The sequence below is a fragment of the Bradyrhizobium sp. BR14999 genome (assembly GCF_056106085.1).
In genome coordinates this window covers 2,265,888-2,281,077 of the sequence record NZ_CM148536.1, presented here as the reverse complement: position 1 = coordinate 2,281,077, position 15,190 = coordinate 2,265,888, and the positions used below count along the sequence as shown (strand labels likewise).

15 protein-coding genes and 3 pseudogenes are annotated in these 15,190 nt (G+C 56.9%); 4 read left to right on the top strand and 14 right to left on the bottom strand.

The window, feature by feature from the left end:
- Positions 1-162: 162 nt before the first annotated feature.
- On the top strand, positions 163-1,071 hold the full coding sequence (locus ACR9YP_RS10590) for a LysR family transcriptional regulator (RefSeq protein WP_474219667.1): 909 nt from the start codon (positions 163-165) through the stop codon (positions 1,069-1,071).
- 254 nt (positions 1,072-1,325) lie between these two features.
- On the opposite strand, the gene ACR9YP_RS10585 is transcribed toward ACR9YP_RS10590, so the two are convergent.
- From ACR9YP_RS10585 to ACR9YP_RS10575, 3 genes are all read right to left on the bottom strand, one after another.
- Positions 1,326-1,826: a DUF2285 domain-containing protein gene (locus tag ACR9YP_RS10585; RefSeq protein WP_474219666.1), complete on the bottom strand. Its 501-nt coding sequence runs from the start codon at positions 1,824-1,826 to the stop codon at positions 1,326-1,328.
- Positions 1,827-1,911: 85 nt separating this feature from the next.
- Positions 1,912-2,106, bottom strand: coding sequence for a transcriptional regulator domain-containing protein (locus tag ACR9YP_RS10580; protein ID WP_474219664.1), 195 nt, complete (start codon positions 2,104-2,106; stop codon positions 1,912-1,914).
- 166 nt (positions 2,107-2,272) lie between these two features.
- Positions 2,273-2,545, bottom strand: a complete 273-nt coding sequence (locus ACR9YP_RS10575; RefSeq protein WP_474219662.1) for a DNA -binding domain-containing protein — start codon at positions 2,543-2,545, stop codon at positions 2,273-2,275.
- A 551-nt stretch (positions 2,546-3,096) separates the two neighbouring features.
- Here ACR9YP_RS10575 and ACR9YP_RS10570 point away from each other — a divergent pair.
- Positions 3,097-4,282 (top strand): annotated as a pseudogene (locus ACR9YP_RS10570) (IS3 family transposase).
- A 107-nt stretch (positions 4,283-4,389) separates the two neighbouring features.
- Positions 4,390-5,138, top strand: a protein-coding gene (locus ACR9YP_RS10565; protein WP_438102468.1) for an IS5 family transposase whose coding sequence is annotated in 2 segments (ribosomal slippage) — positions 4,390-4,720 and positions 4,720-5,138 — 750 coding nt in all. Because the reading frame shifts where the segments join, the coding sequence is not laid out codon by codon here.
- A gap of 672 nt (positions 5,139-5,810) precedes the next feature.
- On the opposite strand, the gene ACR9YP_RS10560 is transcribed toward ACR9YP_RS10565, so the two are convergent.
- The 4 genes from ACR9YP_RS10560 to ACR9YP_RS10545 form a co-directional block, all read right to left on the bottom strand.
- The gene (locus ACR9YP_RS10560; protein WP_474219661.1) at positions 5,811-6,524 is read right to left on the bottom strand and encodes an FRG domain-containing protein; all 714 of its coding nucleotides are present in this window, start codon (positions 6,522-6,524) and stop codon (positions 5,811-5,813) included.
- Positions 6,525-6,796: 272 nt separating this feature from the next.
- The gene (locus tag ACR9YP_RS10555; RefSeq protein ID WP_474219660.1) at positions 6,797-8,167 is read right to left on the bottom strand and encodes a HesA/MoeB/ThiF family protein; all 1,371 of its coding nucleotides are present in this window, start codon (positions 8,165-8,167) and stop codon (positions 6,797-6,799) included.
- A complete protein-coding gene (locus ACR9YP_RS10550; RefSeq protein WP_474219659.1) occupies positions 8,167-8,553 on the bottom strand; it encodes a hypothetical protein in 387 nt (128 codons plus the stop codon). Before ACR9YP_RS10550 ends, ACR9YP_RS10555 begins: the two co-directional genes overlap by 1 nt.
- Before the next feature lie 12 nt (positions 8,554-8,565).
- On the bottom strand, positions 8,566-9,057 hold the full coding sequence (locus tag ACR9YP_RS10545) for a multiubiquitin domain-containing protein (RefSeq protein WP_474219658.1): 492 nt from the start codon (positions 9,055-9,057) through the stop codon (positions 8,566-8,568).
- An 80-nt stretch (positions 9,058-9,137) separates the two neighbouring features.
- Between ACR9YP_RS10545 and ACR9YP_RS10540 the strand changes: the two genes are divergently transcribed.
- Positions 9,138-9,524 carry a helix-turn-helix domain-containing protein gene (locus tag ACR9YP_RS10540; protein ID WP_474219657.1) on the top strand — a complete coding sequence of 129 codons (387 nt, stop codon included), beginning with the start codon at positions 9,138-9,140 and terminating at the stop codon, positions 9,522-9,524.
- Positions 9,525-9,533: 9 nt separating this feature from the next.
- Here ACR9YP_RS10540 and ACR9YP_RS10535 read toward each other — a convergent pair whose 3' ends face one another.
- The 7 genes and pseudogenes from ACR9YP_RS10535 to ACR9YP_RS10505 all read right to left on the bottom strand — a co-directional run bounded on the left by ACR9YP_RS10535 (position 9,534) and on the right by ACR9YP_RS10505 (position 15,093).
- The gene (locus ACR9YP_RS10535; RefSeq protein WP_474219655.1) at positions 9,534-9,725 is read right to left on the bottom strand and encodes a hypothetical protein; all 192 of its coding nucleotides are present in this window, start codon (positions 9,723-9,725) and stop codon (positions 9,534-9,536) included.
- Positions 9,726-9,772: 47 nt separating this feature from the next.
- Positions 9,773-11,230 (bottom strand): hypothetical protein, encoded by a 1,458-nt coding sequence (locus ACR9YP_RS10530; protein WP_474219654.1) that lies wholly within the window; start codon positions 11,228-11,230, stop codon positions 9,773-9,775.
- Positions 11,231-11,583: 353 nt separating this feature from the next.
- On the bottom strand, positions 11,584-11,835 hold the full coding sequence (locus ACR9YP_RS10525) for a hypothetical protein (RefSeq protein ID WP_474219652.1): 252 nt from the start codon (positions 11,833-11,835) through the stop codon (positions 11,584-11,586).
- A gap of 6 nt (positions 11,836-11,841) precedes the next feature.
- Complete coding sequence (locus ACR9YP_RS10520) at positions 11,842-12,267, bottom strand: methyl-accepting chemotaxis protein (protein WP_474221024.1); 426 nt, start codon at positions 12,265-12,267, stop codon at positions 11,842-11,844.
- 61 nt (positions 12,268-12,328) lie between these two features.
- Positions 12,329-12,471, bottom strand: a pseudogene (locus ACR9YP_RS10515) (SOS response-associated peptidase); the annotation flags it as partial.
- Positions 12,472-12,539: 68 nt separating this feature from the next.
- The gene (locus ACR9YP_RS10510; RefSeq protein WP_474219650.1) at positions 12,540-12,680 is read right to left on the bottom strand and encodes a hypothetical protein; all 141 of its coding nucleotides are present in this window, start codon (positions 12,678-12,680) and stop codon (positions 12,540-12,542) included.
- A gap of 1,198 nt (positions 12,681-13,878) precedes the next feature.
- A pseudogene (locus tag ACR9YP_RS10505) lies at positions 13,879-15,093 on the bottom strand (adenosylmethionine--8-amino-7-oxononanoate transaminase).
- Between the last annotated feature and the right edge of the window lie 97 nt (positions 15,094-15,190).

Here is a 15,190-nt window from a genome sequence, read left to right as displayed (position 1 = left end):
CCCTGACAGCACCGAGCTGTTGACGTAGATCTTGTGCGGTACTGGACCAAGTATAATGCGCTCCCACGCGGATTTTGTGCGCAGCCGACCCTTGATACGCGGCTATCCCGCTATGGACATCGAATAATGTGATGGATGTTCATTCTGGCGCCGGAGCAGACAATGGCGGCTCAAGACGACGAAGTTCCTTTAAATGCCATCCGCGCTTTTGTGACCGTCGCACGCGAAGGCAGCGTCACGCGCGCCGCCAGCAGCTTGGGAACGACGCAGAGCTCGGTCAGCCGCTATTTGTCCGTCCTGCGGGACTATCTCGGTGCGGACCTCATCGAGCGGCGCGGCCGGCGCAGTGATTTGACCGAGTTCGGAAGACTATTTGCTAACGCAGTCTCTGAACCGCTCGAGACAGTCGGCTTCACCGCCAAGAGAATGCGGCGGCGCGCGGCCGCGGGCACCAATCGGATTGTCGTCCGCACGTCACTATCGACCTTTGCTTTCTCGCTTTTGATTCCAAATCTGCAGGCGTTCTCTTCTGAAGCGGGCGGCGTCATCGTGGACGTCGTCAGCTCACTGTCGCCGCCGACATCTTCGGATGATTTCGATATTTTGATTACACGCGACCTTTCCGTCATCGAACCCGCCGACAGTTGGGAGATCTACAATGAGGAGCTGGTATGCGTCGGCCCGCCAAATCTGGTCGCGGGCAGAGAGCTCTCGATCGTTCGCTCAACCGCGATACTGAACATCACATCGCGTCCCGACATCCTGCCGACATGGCTGAGGGCCATGAACCTGTCCTCAAACGACATACGAGCGGGCGCGCGCTATGATCACAATTATCTTGCTCTGCCGGCCGTCATGACCGGAAAATGCCTTCTTGTCGCACCAGAAATCATCGTCAGTGATCTGGTGCGAGGGGGCGCTTTGCAAATCATCCCCGGCTCACGGGCTCCAAGTGGCATGCAATATCGCGCCTACGCGGTGGATCGCAGCGAGCATCCCGAGATCGCCCGTTCTTTTTGCCGATGGGTGGCTCGTCTTTGCAAGAAGGCAGCACTTGCGCAGGCTGCCTGACGCCTAGCAGGTGCCTCCTCAATCCGGTACAGCGGCAGATCGATGCATTGCCCGCTATTCAAGTCGAGAGCACTCAACTTGAAAACCATTCGAGCAGAGTCATCAACCCCTTACGAAGATAGCGCCTCTCTGTTGCAGCAATCCAGACGCCGAAGAAGAGATCGGAACGCAAAGATCTCATCCTATCCGCGGTCGTGCCATGCCAGAAGAATTGGCTGCACAGAACGGAGGTATGCCATTGATCGCCCAAGAGCTCATGAACTGTCATTCCTGTGTCTGCCCTTGTGGAACAATGCGCGGCAGCGAAGGCGCATGAGGCGCCGCCCCAGCTTAATAAGTCGAATGGTTCGGCTGCGCAAATCGTCTGTTTTCCAGCCCCGCTCGGCAATACGATGGCTTCCAAACAGGCCTTGCGCGATTTGGCGATAGCTATTTCCTTCCTGCCATCCATCGAGTGCGCGCAGCGCAAGGATCAGCCGACGGCGCTTCAAAGCCGGCAAGGCAAGAGGTGGCGTTCCGAGCGGCCGATGCTCAATCGCGCGCCAAAATCGACGTGTGGCCTGCAAGCGAAGCTCGAGATTCGCCTCGAGCGGGAGATCGATAGTGACAGCACATCCGCTCGCCGGAAGCTTGCTCAGCCAAAGGCGATGCTTCGCGCCCCCGAGCGGCACGATCGCATGCCATCCATCCGGCGCGCGACGAAGCTCGCTGCCCGGCAGATTGGCGAAATCGAGATGGTAGCTTTTGGGCGCCATGCAGCTGGCCGCCCGCACAGCCAGTACGGTCGACAGCACCTCGGGTGCCCAGAAGACTGCTTGCTTGTCGAAAGTCTTTTGCGGATCAGCTGGAAAACGAGAGCCCCCACTTCCGTCGGAACTGGTCCGTGGTTGCGCTGGATCGTTGGCGGCGAGATAGCCGCCTATAATCCTCTTGGTAGTTGCGATCCCGGCGCAGCCACTCCCAGGCCAGGTCGGCAGCCTCTGCCTTCTTGAGGCCGCTGTATGCTTCCTCAGATCTCCAGTCAGTATCCGGCATCGCACCATTTCCCCGCATGATCTTCACACGCGGTGAACTGCAGCCGATGATTGTGGCGCTTTACGGTTGCGTGCGTGCCGCGTACTCGACTTGCATGCACTGAATCGAAGCAATGATCATGTTTTACGATTGCTAGGAATTCCGCAAATCCTGAGATCGGTCGTGTTCATTGCTTTGGCCAACCGCCGCGCAGCAGATCACGATAGCCATGGCCCGCTAGCCACTTGGCGCGAGCCAGATGACTTTCGAAGGTGCGTCGCGCACGGTCCGGTTCAAGGGTCGTGTCAAGCCCGAGCACAATGCGCGCGATTTCGCGCCAATCTGCCTTGTCAGCGTTGGCATCGAGAAGTCGCATGTAGGTGATAGCGTGCTCCTTGTCGTACGACGTGAGCTCGTGCGCGCTCGGCGCCAAATCTGCGATCTTCGGATCGGCCGGCACTGCCTGAAACTCCTACCAAGCTGAAAAATCTATCGAAATCGGAGCAACGATAACTAACTTGGGGCCATTTTGGTACCGCTCGACCCTACCGGGAACGGAATGAAGGTCTGTCGTTTGCCGGCGCGCTGGTGAAAGGCCGCGGCCTAAAGGCAGCCAAGTGGAAAGAATTCGTTCACCTTTCGAGCTCCAGCTGAACGGTTGTCCTATTTGGTCGCGGCGCCCGGAAAAAGCCGCAGTACCTCTGGGGCCATTTTGCTCTCCCGCCAGTAACGCGCTGTCGCGCCATGAGCCCGCTTGTGCTGGGCCAACGGCAGTCGAAAACGATAAACTCGACGACATCTGCGTCTCACGGTGACCTGCTTCCTACAAGCAACAGCCCTAGGACAGCCAACTGCTTGGGTGTGAGCTTATCGTAATAGTCTGGCTATCACCAGTGGTTTCATAATCGTCATAATGGCTGACTTTGCGCATGAACGCTCGTGCGCTTGTGGCCGGTGACCTTGCCCCACGGGCTTAATCCAGTTTGAAGTTCGTTCTGGCCCGACCAGAGCATGAAGCGCAGCCGCTTTTCGGAAGAGCAGATCATCGGGATTTTGAAGGAGCACGAGGCCGGCGTTTCGGTTGCCGACCTGTGCCGCAAGCACGGCGTCAGCGACGCCAGCATCTACAAATGGAAGGCGAAGTTCGGCGGTATGGAGGTATCGGAGGCTAAGCGGCTGAAGGCACTGGAGGATGAGAACACGCGGCTGAAGCGGCTGCTGGCGGATGCCATGCTCGACAATGTCGCGCTGAAGGACTTGCTGGGAAAGAAATGGTGACGCCCGCGGGGAAGCGGAAAGCTGTCGCCCATCTCATGGATGCCCACGGGATGAGCGAACGGCGGGCGTGTAAAGCCATCGGCAGCTGCCGCATGGCTGTGAGATACAAGACGATCCGGACGGACGATGGCGGCCTTCGCCAGCGCATGAAGGCGATCGCGCACGAGCGCCGCCGCTTCGGCTATCGGCGCGTGCATGTCCTGCTCAAGCGGGAGGGCTATAGGGTCAACCACAAGAAGCTGTTCCGGCTGTACCGGGAAGAGAAGCTTGCAGTGCGCCGCCGTGGCGGCCGCAAGCGCGCCATCGGGACCAGGGCGCCGATGACGGCGCCGATGGCGCCGAACGAGCGCTGGTCGCTCGACTTTGTGTCGGATCAGCTGACCTGCGGCCGCCGCTTCCGCGTCCTCACCGTGGTCGATGACTGCACCCGCGAGTGCCTGGCGCTGGTGGCCGATACCTCGCTCTCCGGCATCCGCGTGGCGCGGGAACTTGACCGGCTGATGATCGAGCGCGGCAAGCCAAAAATGGTGGTCAGCGACAACGGCAGCGAGCTGACCAGCAACGCCATCCTGACGTGCCGATCAGAGCCGTGTCGCATGGCACTACATCGCGCCGGGCAAGCCCATTGCAGGATGCCTTCATCGAGAGCTTCAACGGCCGGCTGCGAGATGAACTTTTGAACGAGACGCTGTTCACGTCGCTGGCCCAGGCCCGCGTCGCGCTCGGATGCTGGCGGGCCGATTACAACGATGCACGACCACACTCGCGGCTCGGATGGAAGACGCCGTCCGAGTTCGCCTTCTGCCATCCGCGCCGGGATCTGGCGCTGCGCTATGCCGAGGGCTCCGCGCCAGCTCCCGTCGCTACCACCGCCCAACCGGGCAAATCCAACAGCCGGGGCGAACTCAGGACTAGATAAAACTGGGGGCAAGGTCAGATAGTTTTTGGCTTCGTTAAGGCCTGTTTACAGACAGGATTCCCAAATCAGTAGAAAATTGATTCAAGGCTGAAAATTGGAGATCAGCCTTGATTCGATTGATGTTGAGCGATGCGCAGTGGGAGCGGATTGCGCCGGAATTGTCTGGCAAAGCCGGTGATCCCGGCGGCACCGGGCGTAACAACCGGCTCTTTATCGAAGCAGTTCTTTGGATTGCGCGCACGGGCTCGCCGTGGCGAGATCTGCCGGAAGCGTTCGGCAAGTGGTTCACAGTGTATACGCGCTTCTGGCGCTGGGCGCAGAAGGGGGTCTGGGAGCGGGTCTTCAAAGCTCTCTGTGACGATCCCGATTTCGAATATGTCCTGATCGACGGCACACTCGTCCGGGTCCACCAACATGGCACCGGGGCAAAAGGGGGACTCAAAATCAGGCCATAGGCCGCTCGCGTGGTGGCCTGACTACCAAAATCATGGCTCTGGTCGACGCACTCGGCAATCTCATTCGCTTCGTCCTGCTGCCCGGCCAGCGTCACGACAGCATTGGCGTCGAGCCTTTGATCACTGGCCTCGATTTTGAAGCGCTGATCGGCGACAAGGCCTTCGATAATAACTGGCTGCGCGCCAATCTGAACCAACGCGGCGCCGCAGCGGTCATCCCGTCCAAGGCCGACCGCGCCGGGCGCATCCCGCACGACGCCGAAATGTACAAATGGCGCCACCTGGTCGAGAACTTCTTCTGCCAGCTCAAGGCATTCCGCCGCATCGCAACTCGCTACGAAAAGACAGACGCCTGCTTTGCCGGCCTCCTCAATCTCGTCGCGGCTTTCCTCGCAAACTAGCGACTGTAAACAGGCCTTAGTAGAAGCGACCTGTCGCTCACCCATGTCATCATCGGATGCATGGTCGGTTTAATCCTTTGTGCCTTCTGGTGGTCTCTCACTCAAGACGGCTGGCGCTTCTTCAACGCATATTGCCGAATGGCTCAGCGATTTCGGTGTCCAATGATTGACGATGAGTTAAATGCCAACCAAGTGATGTTTGAAGAGTTCCGAAATTGGAAGACCAAGTCATTTCTGATGGGAAGATTTTACGAGGGGGATTCAATTAGAACGGCCGCACTTGCAGTTATTATCCTATTCGGTCTCGTTTACGCACTCCTGCTAACTGTCAGAGTAATTTCCAAAGTTGGACTGTTGAATCTTTAGCTGTGTTGAAGGCTTGCTTTCGGCAAATCGTTGGAACAAGCCGCCGAATGGGTGGGGTTGCGGAGCGCTCTCACTACTCGGATGAGGGAGTTGCGCAGCTCGCGCGCGCCGAACTTATAAAAGCTACGCATCAAACGTACTAGAACAACGTCTCACCCGGGCCGATCTTCGTGCCCGCTAGCGTTAGCTTGATTCTTTCCGCCGTTTGGTAGAACGGGTCCACACCATCGGGATAGAGCGCTGAGCGCGCCAGCAAGGGGAATTCATCGTTTTTCCAAAAAGTAGAAGGGTCGAACACAAACTTCGCTACCAACCGTCGTCCAAAGTCGATCTCGTGGTGGTGGAATGCTTTTGCTGCCTATAACTGGTCATCTCCGGGTACTCGCCCAATAGATAGCACTCCTGAATGTGGGCTCGTACCGCTGTAGGGGGGCAGACGCTTGAAAGTCGAATTATCTGAACGCCAGCCTCTGCGCTGGCGGTTACAGCTCCGCTCAAATTGGGCACACCGATAACAAAAACGTATGCCTCGGTTTTGGCGTTTTGCGAGGCGAACGAAGCAGCAATTCTGAGCGAGTGGGTAAAATCTAAAAGTGGCGTTAAACAGATTTCATAGTGCTGCAGAATCGCCCACCGCAAAATACGGTGCCGATTGACTTGCGCAATACCGAGCAGCTTAAGTCTTGTGTACTCATCAGCCAAAGTGGTCTCAGCCGTTTCCAGCCTCGCAAAGCGGTCTCGGATTTCAAAGATATTCGGCTTTTTGTCCGCTCCGGACCGAAACACTCCCGGCTTGAGCGAAGAAAGGTTCACTTCATTACGATAGTCAGAGCGCTGACCTCGAAAGAGAAGCACGTGTTCTCGGTTTAGAAATTGGAGTTCGGCAATCTTGGTCGCCAAATCCATAAATGAAATTACCTTATGACCTGCGGCGGCCCTGACTTGGACACAGGTGGTTGCGGCCGCTTTGGTAGATTGCGGTGCGAACGACCAGAGCTTCTGTTCGCCAATCGTGTCCATCCCTTCCCTCATTTTCGGCAGGCACTTCATCTTAGCATTTTGTGAGCATTTACGAAAAGCCAAGCCAGGTCCGATGCGTTTCGCCAACCCTCGATGAGTCCGCGCGCCCAACGCTACAAACTACACTATAGATGATCGAGTAAAGGCGCGCTGCGCCAATTCAGGCAGATGAGTCGGCTGCAAACGATAAGCTTTTCATAGAAACCTTATCGTAATGAGCGTCGCCGGCGGTAGCGGAGGTTACAATCTATACGAGCACGACGGGCCACGTGTTAGCCTTCACTACAGGGCAGATCTACGCCATCACCTCGCGCGAACCGCATCCCGCCTTTCGAGCATTCCGGACAATCAACATCCTGACGCGGTTCGACGAGTTGTAATTTTCCGGTCAGGGCATTGATATGCTGGTAGTGCAACGGGCGATCAGCTCGTAGACCCAGGTAATCCATGAGAAAGTCATTCACGGCATGCCCTGCGGAGACCGCATTAAGACTGATCACGCTAGGATTAGGCTCCTCAACGCCATAGGCCTGGGCCTTTCGTTCCGCATCAGTCTTGGCCTCTCTCGCGAGGAGATTGGGATCGATCAGCTGATTGCACCAAAGGCAACCCGCCCCTGGACGAAGAGGGCGAACGGCACTGAACGCATCGATTACCTGACCCTGCTCGTCAGCTCGTATTTTCGAGCCCAACTGAACAGCTGGAATGAGATATTGATGAACTAGCGCGTTCACTACTAGGCGCGCCCGCATGGAGTCCGCCGCAAGGAAGATATAATCGCAACCTTTGAGCCGATCCGCCACTGAAGCTTTAGCCACATCCGCATTGAAGTGCTCGATGTGCGCGGATGGATTGGCCTGCTGAATGAGACGCCGAGCCAACTGAACCTTGGGCGTCCGATTTTCCGCATCTGAGTGCGATGCTCCGACAAGTCGTGCAAGGTTGGACGCTTCAACTACATCATCATCGATGAGCGTAAAGTGGCCGACGCCCAGGCGTGACAGATACTCCACAAGAAGGCTACCGATGCCACCCAGGCCGACCACCGCGACGTGGGCGCGCGACAATGTCTGCTGGCCTACGCGGCCAAACATCCGAATTTGGCGATCGTATTGGTCGTCCATCGAACCGAGATTTCTCGACAGATGGGGAGCGAGCCGATCAATCTTCATGCCAATGACGCGCGCCTGGTCGAGTTCGCGACGGCTGCCGTCTGGCATCCAGAGAGCTGCCTGCATAGCCCGCCGCCCCAACACAAGGGCGCCAACCGGCATGCCCTTGGCAATCTGCAACAGAGCGGGATAGCCGCGCTCGTGAGATCGGAGATCAATATCGCTGAATCCGACCTGCCGGTCACTACCGTGATTGTGAACGGCCAAATAGACGAACCGTTCGTCGCGAGCGCGCGTGATCAGCCGATGAATGAACTGGGGCGTTAGAGCGCGGTGACCGATTTTGCCTGCAACATAGTCAATTCCGTCCTTAGCCAGATGCACTTCGCGAACAGTAAGGAGCGGGATCGTGTTGAGTTCGGACAGACCCGCAAGCAAGATGGCTCCGTGCTCATCTCCATCCTCTTGATAGAGATGATGCCAAAGCGACTCGTAATCCGAACGGGTAATGTGGAGTTTGCACTTGGACATCACGACGATCTTTCCAAAAAATCCAAAACCTTGAGCACCTTTGCGCAAACTTTTTGCTTGCCGTTCTGGGCCATGCTGTTGCGGCGGGATATCTGCAAAGCTGGCCGTCCTTCGAACGCATGCCCCGCCGTGACCGGCGGCGCAAAGCCCTGACCGTCCGCGCGCCGAACGTCGCCACCGATGAACATGGGATAGATGTCGGCATAAGGATATTGCGCGGGGATATGAAACCCCACCCATGTCTTGTTCGGGACGAACCGGTCGCTCAACGCGACCGGTTCGACCGTCAGATAGACGCCCCCTTGCCCATCGTCCCGCGTGTTGAGGGTGGCAGCGGGAAACTGCTTCCTCAGATCTTCGATGGCGGCAGAAACTTCCGCTTTCATGGCAATTTCTGCCTAGGAGTTGTCGTCCGGCGCGATCGCCGTGAACCGAAGATGTTCGCGCAGATGCACGACATCGTTGTCGCCGACGATACGGCTGGTGCCGTTGGGCAGCTCCTCCTGCAGCACAAAGTTGGGCTGGATCGCCACGCCTTGGGCGATTGCAGCAACCTTGATCTCTGCTCCGGTGGCGGAGTGGCCCTTGAGGCTCACCGGCTGTTCATTGACGGTGATGACGACGATGTGCTCGGGCTTGCGCGCCACGAACACCATGTGATCGTGGAGCTCGACCGGCTCATGGTCTTCGATGCGGCGGTGGGCGCCATCGTCGAGGACGAGATCCAACAGATAATGCTTGTCGATTTCCACCTCCTGTTCGATCGCGGCGATCTTGATCTGCTCGCCTGTTTCGTTCGGACCCAGGAGCTTTACCGGGCGCTCGTTCACGGTCACCTTGACCAGGTGAACATGGCGGGAACCCTCCGCTTCAAGGATATCAATAGCCATAAGCTTTCTCCTTGCGATTTCGAAGTCGAATTGCTATTAAGCAATGAATAGCCAAACCGAAATAGAAAGTCAATTGCTAAATGGCAATTTCTGAAAAGGCAAGAAACGCTAACGATGCCAAGGGCTTCGATGGAGATGCCTTCTACCGGGCGCTGGAAACGACGGTTCAAGCCCGCGATGTCAGCTGGAAAGAGGTGTCAGAAGAGACAGGTGTCAGCGCGTCAACCCTAACGCGGATGGCGCAGGGACGGCGTCCCGATGCGGCCAGTCTGGCGGCGCTGTCCGCCTGGGCTGGACTTAACCCCTCGGATTTTGTCAACGCGCCCTATCGCGTGAGCCAGCCGGAGCCGATGGTGCAAATTTCCAGCCTTTTGCGGGCTGATCCGGCCCTGGACGCTGAGGCCGCAGAGGCAGTGGAAGCAATTGTCCGCGCGGCCTACGAGCGGCTCAAAAAACCACTCAAGTAAGCCGCGCCGTCAGCATTTGAGCTGCCATTGACGACTTTCAGCCGCCTGCAGACGCCTCTCCTCGACGACTTTGACGATGTCGGGAATCACGTTCTCGTCCATCTCCGTGAGGAACTCCTGCAGCAACTTGGCGTCGACGGGCGCAAGCCCCTGAAGCATTTCAGGTCTTTCATTGGTCTTGTCGTCTGCATCGCCAGCCATCGTGATCTCCCTGAAGTCGGAAACGGGCTTTCCGTCCCTCGATAACGCTATTTCGTCTGGGTCGGTCGCAAGTTGCGGTCCATCCGTGAGAACCCTGCATGACCGGTATTGGCAAGTTTCAGGCCACCCATTCCGGCAATGGTCTGGCCAATCTTCTTGCGGTCGAAAATTAGTGCACCCTCACGGCCATGGAACAACCAGAGGGGCATTGGCTCGCGCAAGCTGGCCGTGGCGTCGATGACCGCCCGCGCTTCAACCCTTCCATTAGCCCACTGTTCCTCCGTCGAAAACTCCACCACCCATATGAATTGGGCGTATGGCAGGGTCATGATGTACTGAAGGAGCTTCGGATCAAATTCCGAGGCATGTTCTCGCGCGAAATGGCGATAAGAAGAGCCCGTGGTGATGAAGTAGCGGATGATGATGTCGTTACTTGGCGGCAGATCAATAGCCGGGCCGAGCTTTAACAAGGCGGGAGCCAGCCGATCAACGGCGTCCGCTGGGTAGTAGATCTTCTCGGGAAGTGCCACGATAAAGGCGTCAATTGCTTCCGCCGCGTAGGGACTTCCGCTCGACTTCGGAATGGACAGGTACGGTAGATGGTTGTCATCAACAACAGCAAGGGTTTCGACTTCGTCCCAGGCATACCGAAGTCCGGACTGACCTCTCACCGCTTGATGCCATTCATAGCCGACGAGCGCAACGGCATGGCGGCGCGAATGCATCGCGGCGAAGAGAGGGAATCCTGATTCCACATAAGCAATCAGTTGCCGATAGAACTGAGGATCCTGAGTCCCTGTTAAGGCCGTGCGCGCGATATGGATAGGGAACGTACCTGCTTCTTGAAACACACGTTCTGCATGAGCGATCTGCAATCCTTTTGACGGCACCAAACCGCCGGGATTGTAGTCGTGGGCCATCATCGTGATCTCATGGACCAGATATTCTCGATGAACGTTGTAGCGCTCGCTGTAGTGGCGCAAGATCGACCAGCACGCAGCATGCGCGCACACCGAAATATCGACATGCTGATCCATTGACGGAAAGCCTTGGATCACAAGCTTGTAGCCGAGCAGGTGCACCTTATGGGCGGCAGTGATGATAAACCGGCCGGCGCCCTTGCGGATGTCCGGAGAGAGCACGCTCCGAGCGATTGTGGCGATGCCGGTCGGCCGCAATACCATATAGCCGAAGTAATGATCGTTGAGTTCACGATCGGGACAAACCAGCGCAGACGTCGCATCATCGAACGTCACGGTTTGATCGAAGAAATGCAATCGCACGCAATCGCTGCGATAGTACTGCCCCTTCTTCGAATAGAAGTTATAGTAGGTGCTGCGATAATCCTTATCGATGTAGTTGTATTCGATGAGGACGCCCTTCACCGCATCCGAGATCCCAAGGCTCAACGTCTTGGCGACCTTTCCCGGGTTGTACTCGGAGGTGATGTGATTGGGCAACTGCGCGAGATCAGCGCTCGTCGCCAGTGAAATCCACTTATACATTAGAAGCCCACATGGTTAAAAGCGACGCGTATGCATCGTGGAAATCGCCATCGAAAATCCCTTGATCAAAAAACACGACGATTTCCTCCTATCGTCGGCAAGGCGGAGGTGTAAGCTACGAGTTGACCTTGGTCAAATCCGAGCGGTCGAGGTTGCCTGCCCCCAATGAACCAGCAATAACCGCAGACCGAATACGCTGCGTCGCACGCAGCACGCAAGCCACAGATATAATCGCCTAGCTTTCATGCGCCGCTCGTCTCCTGTACAACATCCCGAACTGAACGTGCAATAGTCCTTTCGCTTAACTACCGATTGCGAACGGGATTCAGACCCCCGCCCGTTGAGCGAGACAATTAGGGGGGCGGCGCGATACCGACTGGAGGGTTGAGATACGCTTGTTGCCCGCGGGCGCGCCTCGCTGCCTGGATGATGCAGGCGCAACGGTACGGGTCAACATCCAGTTGAACTTGCAATTCTGCCCGATTGGCCCGTGCGCTTTCGGCCAATTCCGGCGAAGCGACAGCAGCATCGAGATCCTTGAGTTTGGCTTCGAGTGCCGTGACCTGATGGTCATCCTGTTGCTTGCTACGCCCGATGTCGCCCAATCCTTCTCATGGCGGCGCATCATCAGCATCAAATTCGTGAGGCGCGGCTGCTGCATACGGCTCAGCGTCTGCTGCGTTACCATGCATACTAAAAAATTCGCCTTGTACGCCCGCATCAGCTCGAGAACCGGGGACCTCCGCAGGCACGCCGCCCTTCACCGGCGCTCGCCGCCACTTGAGTGGTCTTGCTCGCAGCATCCAGCAAGTTGAACGCGACATTGTCATGGCGATATCGGAAATGCGAGCGACGATCGCGCCGGCTTCAATATTCGCGCCCACGGCTTCAGTTGTCGCGGCCTGAACGTCGCTAATCTGGTTGTCAATCTCAACAGTCGCTTCAGCGGTTTGCCTGGCGAGAGATTTAACTTCTTCGGCGACAACTGCAAAACCTCGACCCCGATCGCCGGCCCGAAGCGATTGTAGTTGGCGCAGGAGGCCTCACGCAACCTCCCGGAGAGAGCCTTGGGCCGATCGGCTCTGTGGGTGAGCGTCGCTATGCCGCTGGGCCTGCGTCTTCCTTCACCCCGCGGGCGACGATCCCCAGCGTGCCGTCCGGAAGGGACGCTGCAGCTTCATCGCCTCTTCCGCCGGCGCGGTTATCCAGCTCTCGACCTCTTCGGTTGTCGTCACGATCACGGATTACGGTAGCAGCGCTCTTTTACGGTCCAAATCACGGCGGTCTGGACGCAAGATATTCGCTCGTTTCAGTGCAGAGCTGCGACGCAGATCGCCCCCGTGACCAGCACGCCAGAAACCCTGAGCATTGCCATTTGCTCACGTAATCCGACTCGAAAGCCGCGGCGGACAAACGACTGTTCGCGCGTGATGGAGGCGATGTTGCTCACTTGTTATCCCTCGAATGACCTGATCTGCTAAAGAGGCGCTGAAAATCGCCGGTCGGACAAGTTACGCGCGTGTTGAGCGCGAGCCGGTCCACCTGCTGCGCTCGGTCAATGACGAGCGCTACCTAATTTATATTGATTTCGAAATCCTGTACTCGCGCGTACAACGCGATGCGCGCACGCGCCGTTGTGCGACTTCACTGCTGTTGTGTTCGTCCGCCGAATACAACGCATCGTATGACGTGACGATTGTGAATTGGGGGCCTCACGGAATAGCTGCATCTAACGGCATCCTCTTCGCATAAAACATGCGAAGCACGCTCAAAATTCGCGCCCAATCGGCACTACAAACAGATGCTCCTGCATTGGGCTTGCGCAACTTGACCGTAGGCACAAGCTTAGAGCTCCCAGTGAGTGTGGGCACTCACTCTATGCTCCCTTTAGCCGCCCTTTGGGGCGTTTCCTCCCTGACTTGGCCGTGCGAAATTTTATCACGGCCATTTTCGCAACCTACAAAATCGAAGCGCTACGCCAATTGCAGCATTTCATACGAAATTGTGGCTTGCGTCGGCGCACGCACTCGTGCTGCCACGCCGACGGCCAATGGGCATTTTGCGACAATTTATCGCCTGGCTAACGTCGGCTGGAGCCACTCATGCCAGCTATCAAGCTGCTCGCAACCAGCAAAGCCATTTTTAATCGGCCTCCCGCCGCGCCTTGAAGCGATCGACGCACCTTTTGGAGCAGAGCGCCGTTCGCCAGCAATAGTAGCGGATCAGCCCGAACTTGCCGCCACAAATCGCAGAGCACCTTCCTGATCCACCATGGAATTTGTGTGAGTTATCCCGCATCTTCGCCTCCTTCGGCGCCACCTCGATGAGCTCTATGCATTCTCCACTTCCACGTCACAGCGCCCGCACATCACGTGCGGCGACACCAATTCCGATTCTGAGGTATGCAGGAACCAGCGGGCGCAGCAGAATGACCTGATATGCGCCTTCTTGGCGCGGCCGCCCTCAGAGGAGCACCTGCGCCAAACCTTCAGACGTGTAACTGATATTTCGAGCTTGAATAATGCGATGAAGGGCATTCTGCCGCGCAAATTCCGCAATTTTACGCCTGGACTTAAGGTACTTCACCTCAAGCGGATTATTTCGGAATACTTTCGGAGCTCTTGCTCGGCATGCATCAAGCCAACAGATCAGCAGCTTCTCACGGTATAAATCTGATCAATATCTGCGGCTGTAACGCAATAAGGTGGCATTACGTAGATCGTATTTCCGAGCGGACGCAGGAGCAGATTTCGGTGCTTAAAAAAGGCCTGAAGTTTCGGACCAATGCTCGCGAGATAGCCAGGGTCACTTGTTTTCAGATCAAGCGCAGTGATGGTGCCGGTTCGACGAACGTTTGCAAAGCGCGGATCAACACTGAACGGCTCAATTGCGCGCTCTTGCCTCGCTAGGGCCGACACGCGCGTGCGCGCATCCGAGTTCTGCCAAAGATCCAGATTTGCTTTTGCAGCGGCGCAGGCGAGCGGGTTCGCCGTATATGAACTCGAATGGTAGAATGTTAAATTGCGATCTTTCGAATAGTGCGCCTCGAGAATATCAGCGCGACAGAGCGTCACTGCGAGCGGAAGCGATCCACCAGTGAGCCCTTTCGAATAGCAGGCGATATCTGGAGTGACATCGGCCTGCTCGCAGGCAAAGAGCGTACCCGTTCGGCCCCAGCCCGTCATGACCTCATCTACAATGAAGAGAACGTCCATTCTTGGCAGATCCGCTTCATCTCGCTTAGTACCTAGGCTGGGTACATCAGCATTCCGCCGGCCCCTAAGATCAGGGGCTCCACGATCAAGGCCGCCGGGATCTGCACTTCACATACCGAATATAGCGCATTGAGCGTCTCCCGCTCGCGACCTGTTGCTGGGAACGAAATTGGTGTGACGTCAAATAGAAGGGCCTCATAGGCCGCATTGAACACGCCACGGGCTCCGACCGACATCGCTCCAACCGTATCGCCATGATAGGAGTGTTGCATCACGACAATGCGAGTCCGCTGCTCACAATAGCCGAGCGCGATCTCCAGCGCGACGCTTGTCGAACCCTATCTGAGAAGAAGACATACTCTAGACTAGGCGGCGTGAGCTGCAAGACTTGCGCCGCAAGTTCCTCGGCTGGCTCGTGCGTATACCCCGCAAAGATAATCTGATTGAGCTTGCTCGCCTGGTCCTGGATGGCACTCACAATGTGGGGGTGGCAATGACCGTGGGTCACGACCCACCAGGACGAGATTGCGTCCATGATGCGTCGACCGTCGGCGGAGTGAAGGAAAGCCCCCTCGCCGCGCACAACTTTGTCATCTCGCCTTGAAGCGCGTGCTGCGTAAATGGATGCCAAATTGGAGACTTAAACATTGGTATCATGAACTGAATCGTGCGCACGGAACGAGGACTTGAATGCACTCTGAAGGTCGTGTCCCAAGGAGTGGTGTAGCTGATTAGCAAAGCCGCT

What these genes read in the sequence shown, in the direction of transcription:
- ACR9YP_RS10580 (WP_474219664.1), bottom strand. Translation starts at nt 2,106, where the DNA reads ATGCCGGATACTGACTGGAGATCTGAGGAAGCATACAGCGGCCTCAAG.
- ACR9YP_RS10560 (WP_474219661.1), bottom strand. Translation starts at nt 6,524, where the DNA reads ATGGACACGATTGGCGAACAGAAGCTCTGGTCGTTCGCACCGCAATCT.
- ACR9YP_RS10555 (WP_474219660.1), bottom strand. Translation starts at nt 8,167, where the DNA reads ATGTCCAAGTGCAAACTCCACATTACCCGTTCGGATTACGAGTCGCTT.
- ACR9YP_RS10550 (WP_474219659.1), bottom strand. Translation starts at nt 8,553, where the DNA reads ATGAAAGCGGAAGTTTCTGCCGCCATCGAAGATCTGAGGAAGCAGTTT.
- ACR9YP_RS10535 (WP_474219655.1), bottom strand. Translation starts at nt 9,725, where the DNA reads ATGGCTGGCGATGCAGACGACAAGACCAATGAAAGACCTGAAATGCTT.
- ACR9YP_RS10530 (WP_474219654.1), bottom strand. Translation starts at nt 11,230, where the DNA reads ATGTATAAGTGGATTTCACTGGCGACGAGCGCTGATCTCGCGCAGTTG.
- ACR9YP_RS10545 (WP_474219658.1), bottom strand. Translation starts at nt 9,057, where the DNA reads ATGGCTATTGATATCCTTGAAGCGGAGGGTTCCCGCCATGTTCACCTG.
- ACR9YP_RS10585 (WP_474219666.1), bottom strand. Translation starts at nt 1,826, where the DNA reads ATGGCGCCCAAAAGCTACCATCTCGATTTCGCCAATCTGCCGGGCAGC.
- ACR9YP_RS10540 (WP_474219657.1), top strand. Translation starts at nt 9,138, where the DNA reads ATGGCAATTTCTGAAAAGGCAAGAAACGCTAACGATGCCAAGGGCTTC.
- ACR9YP_RS10590 (WP_474219667.1), top strand. Translation starts at nt 163, where the DNA reads ATGGCGGCTCAAGACGACGAAGTTCCTTTAAATGCCATCCGCGCTTTT.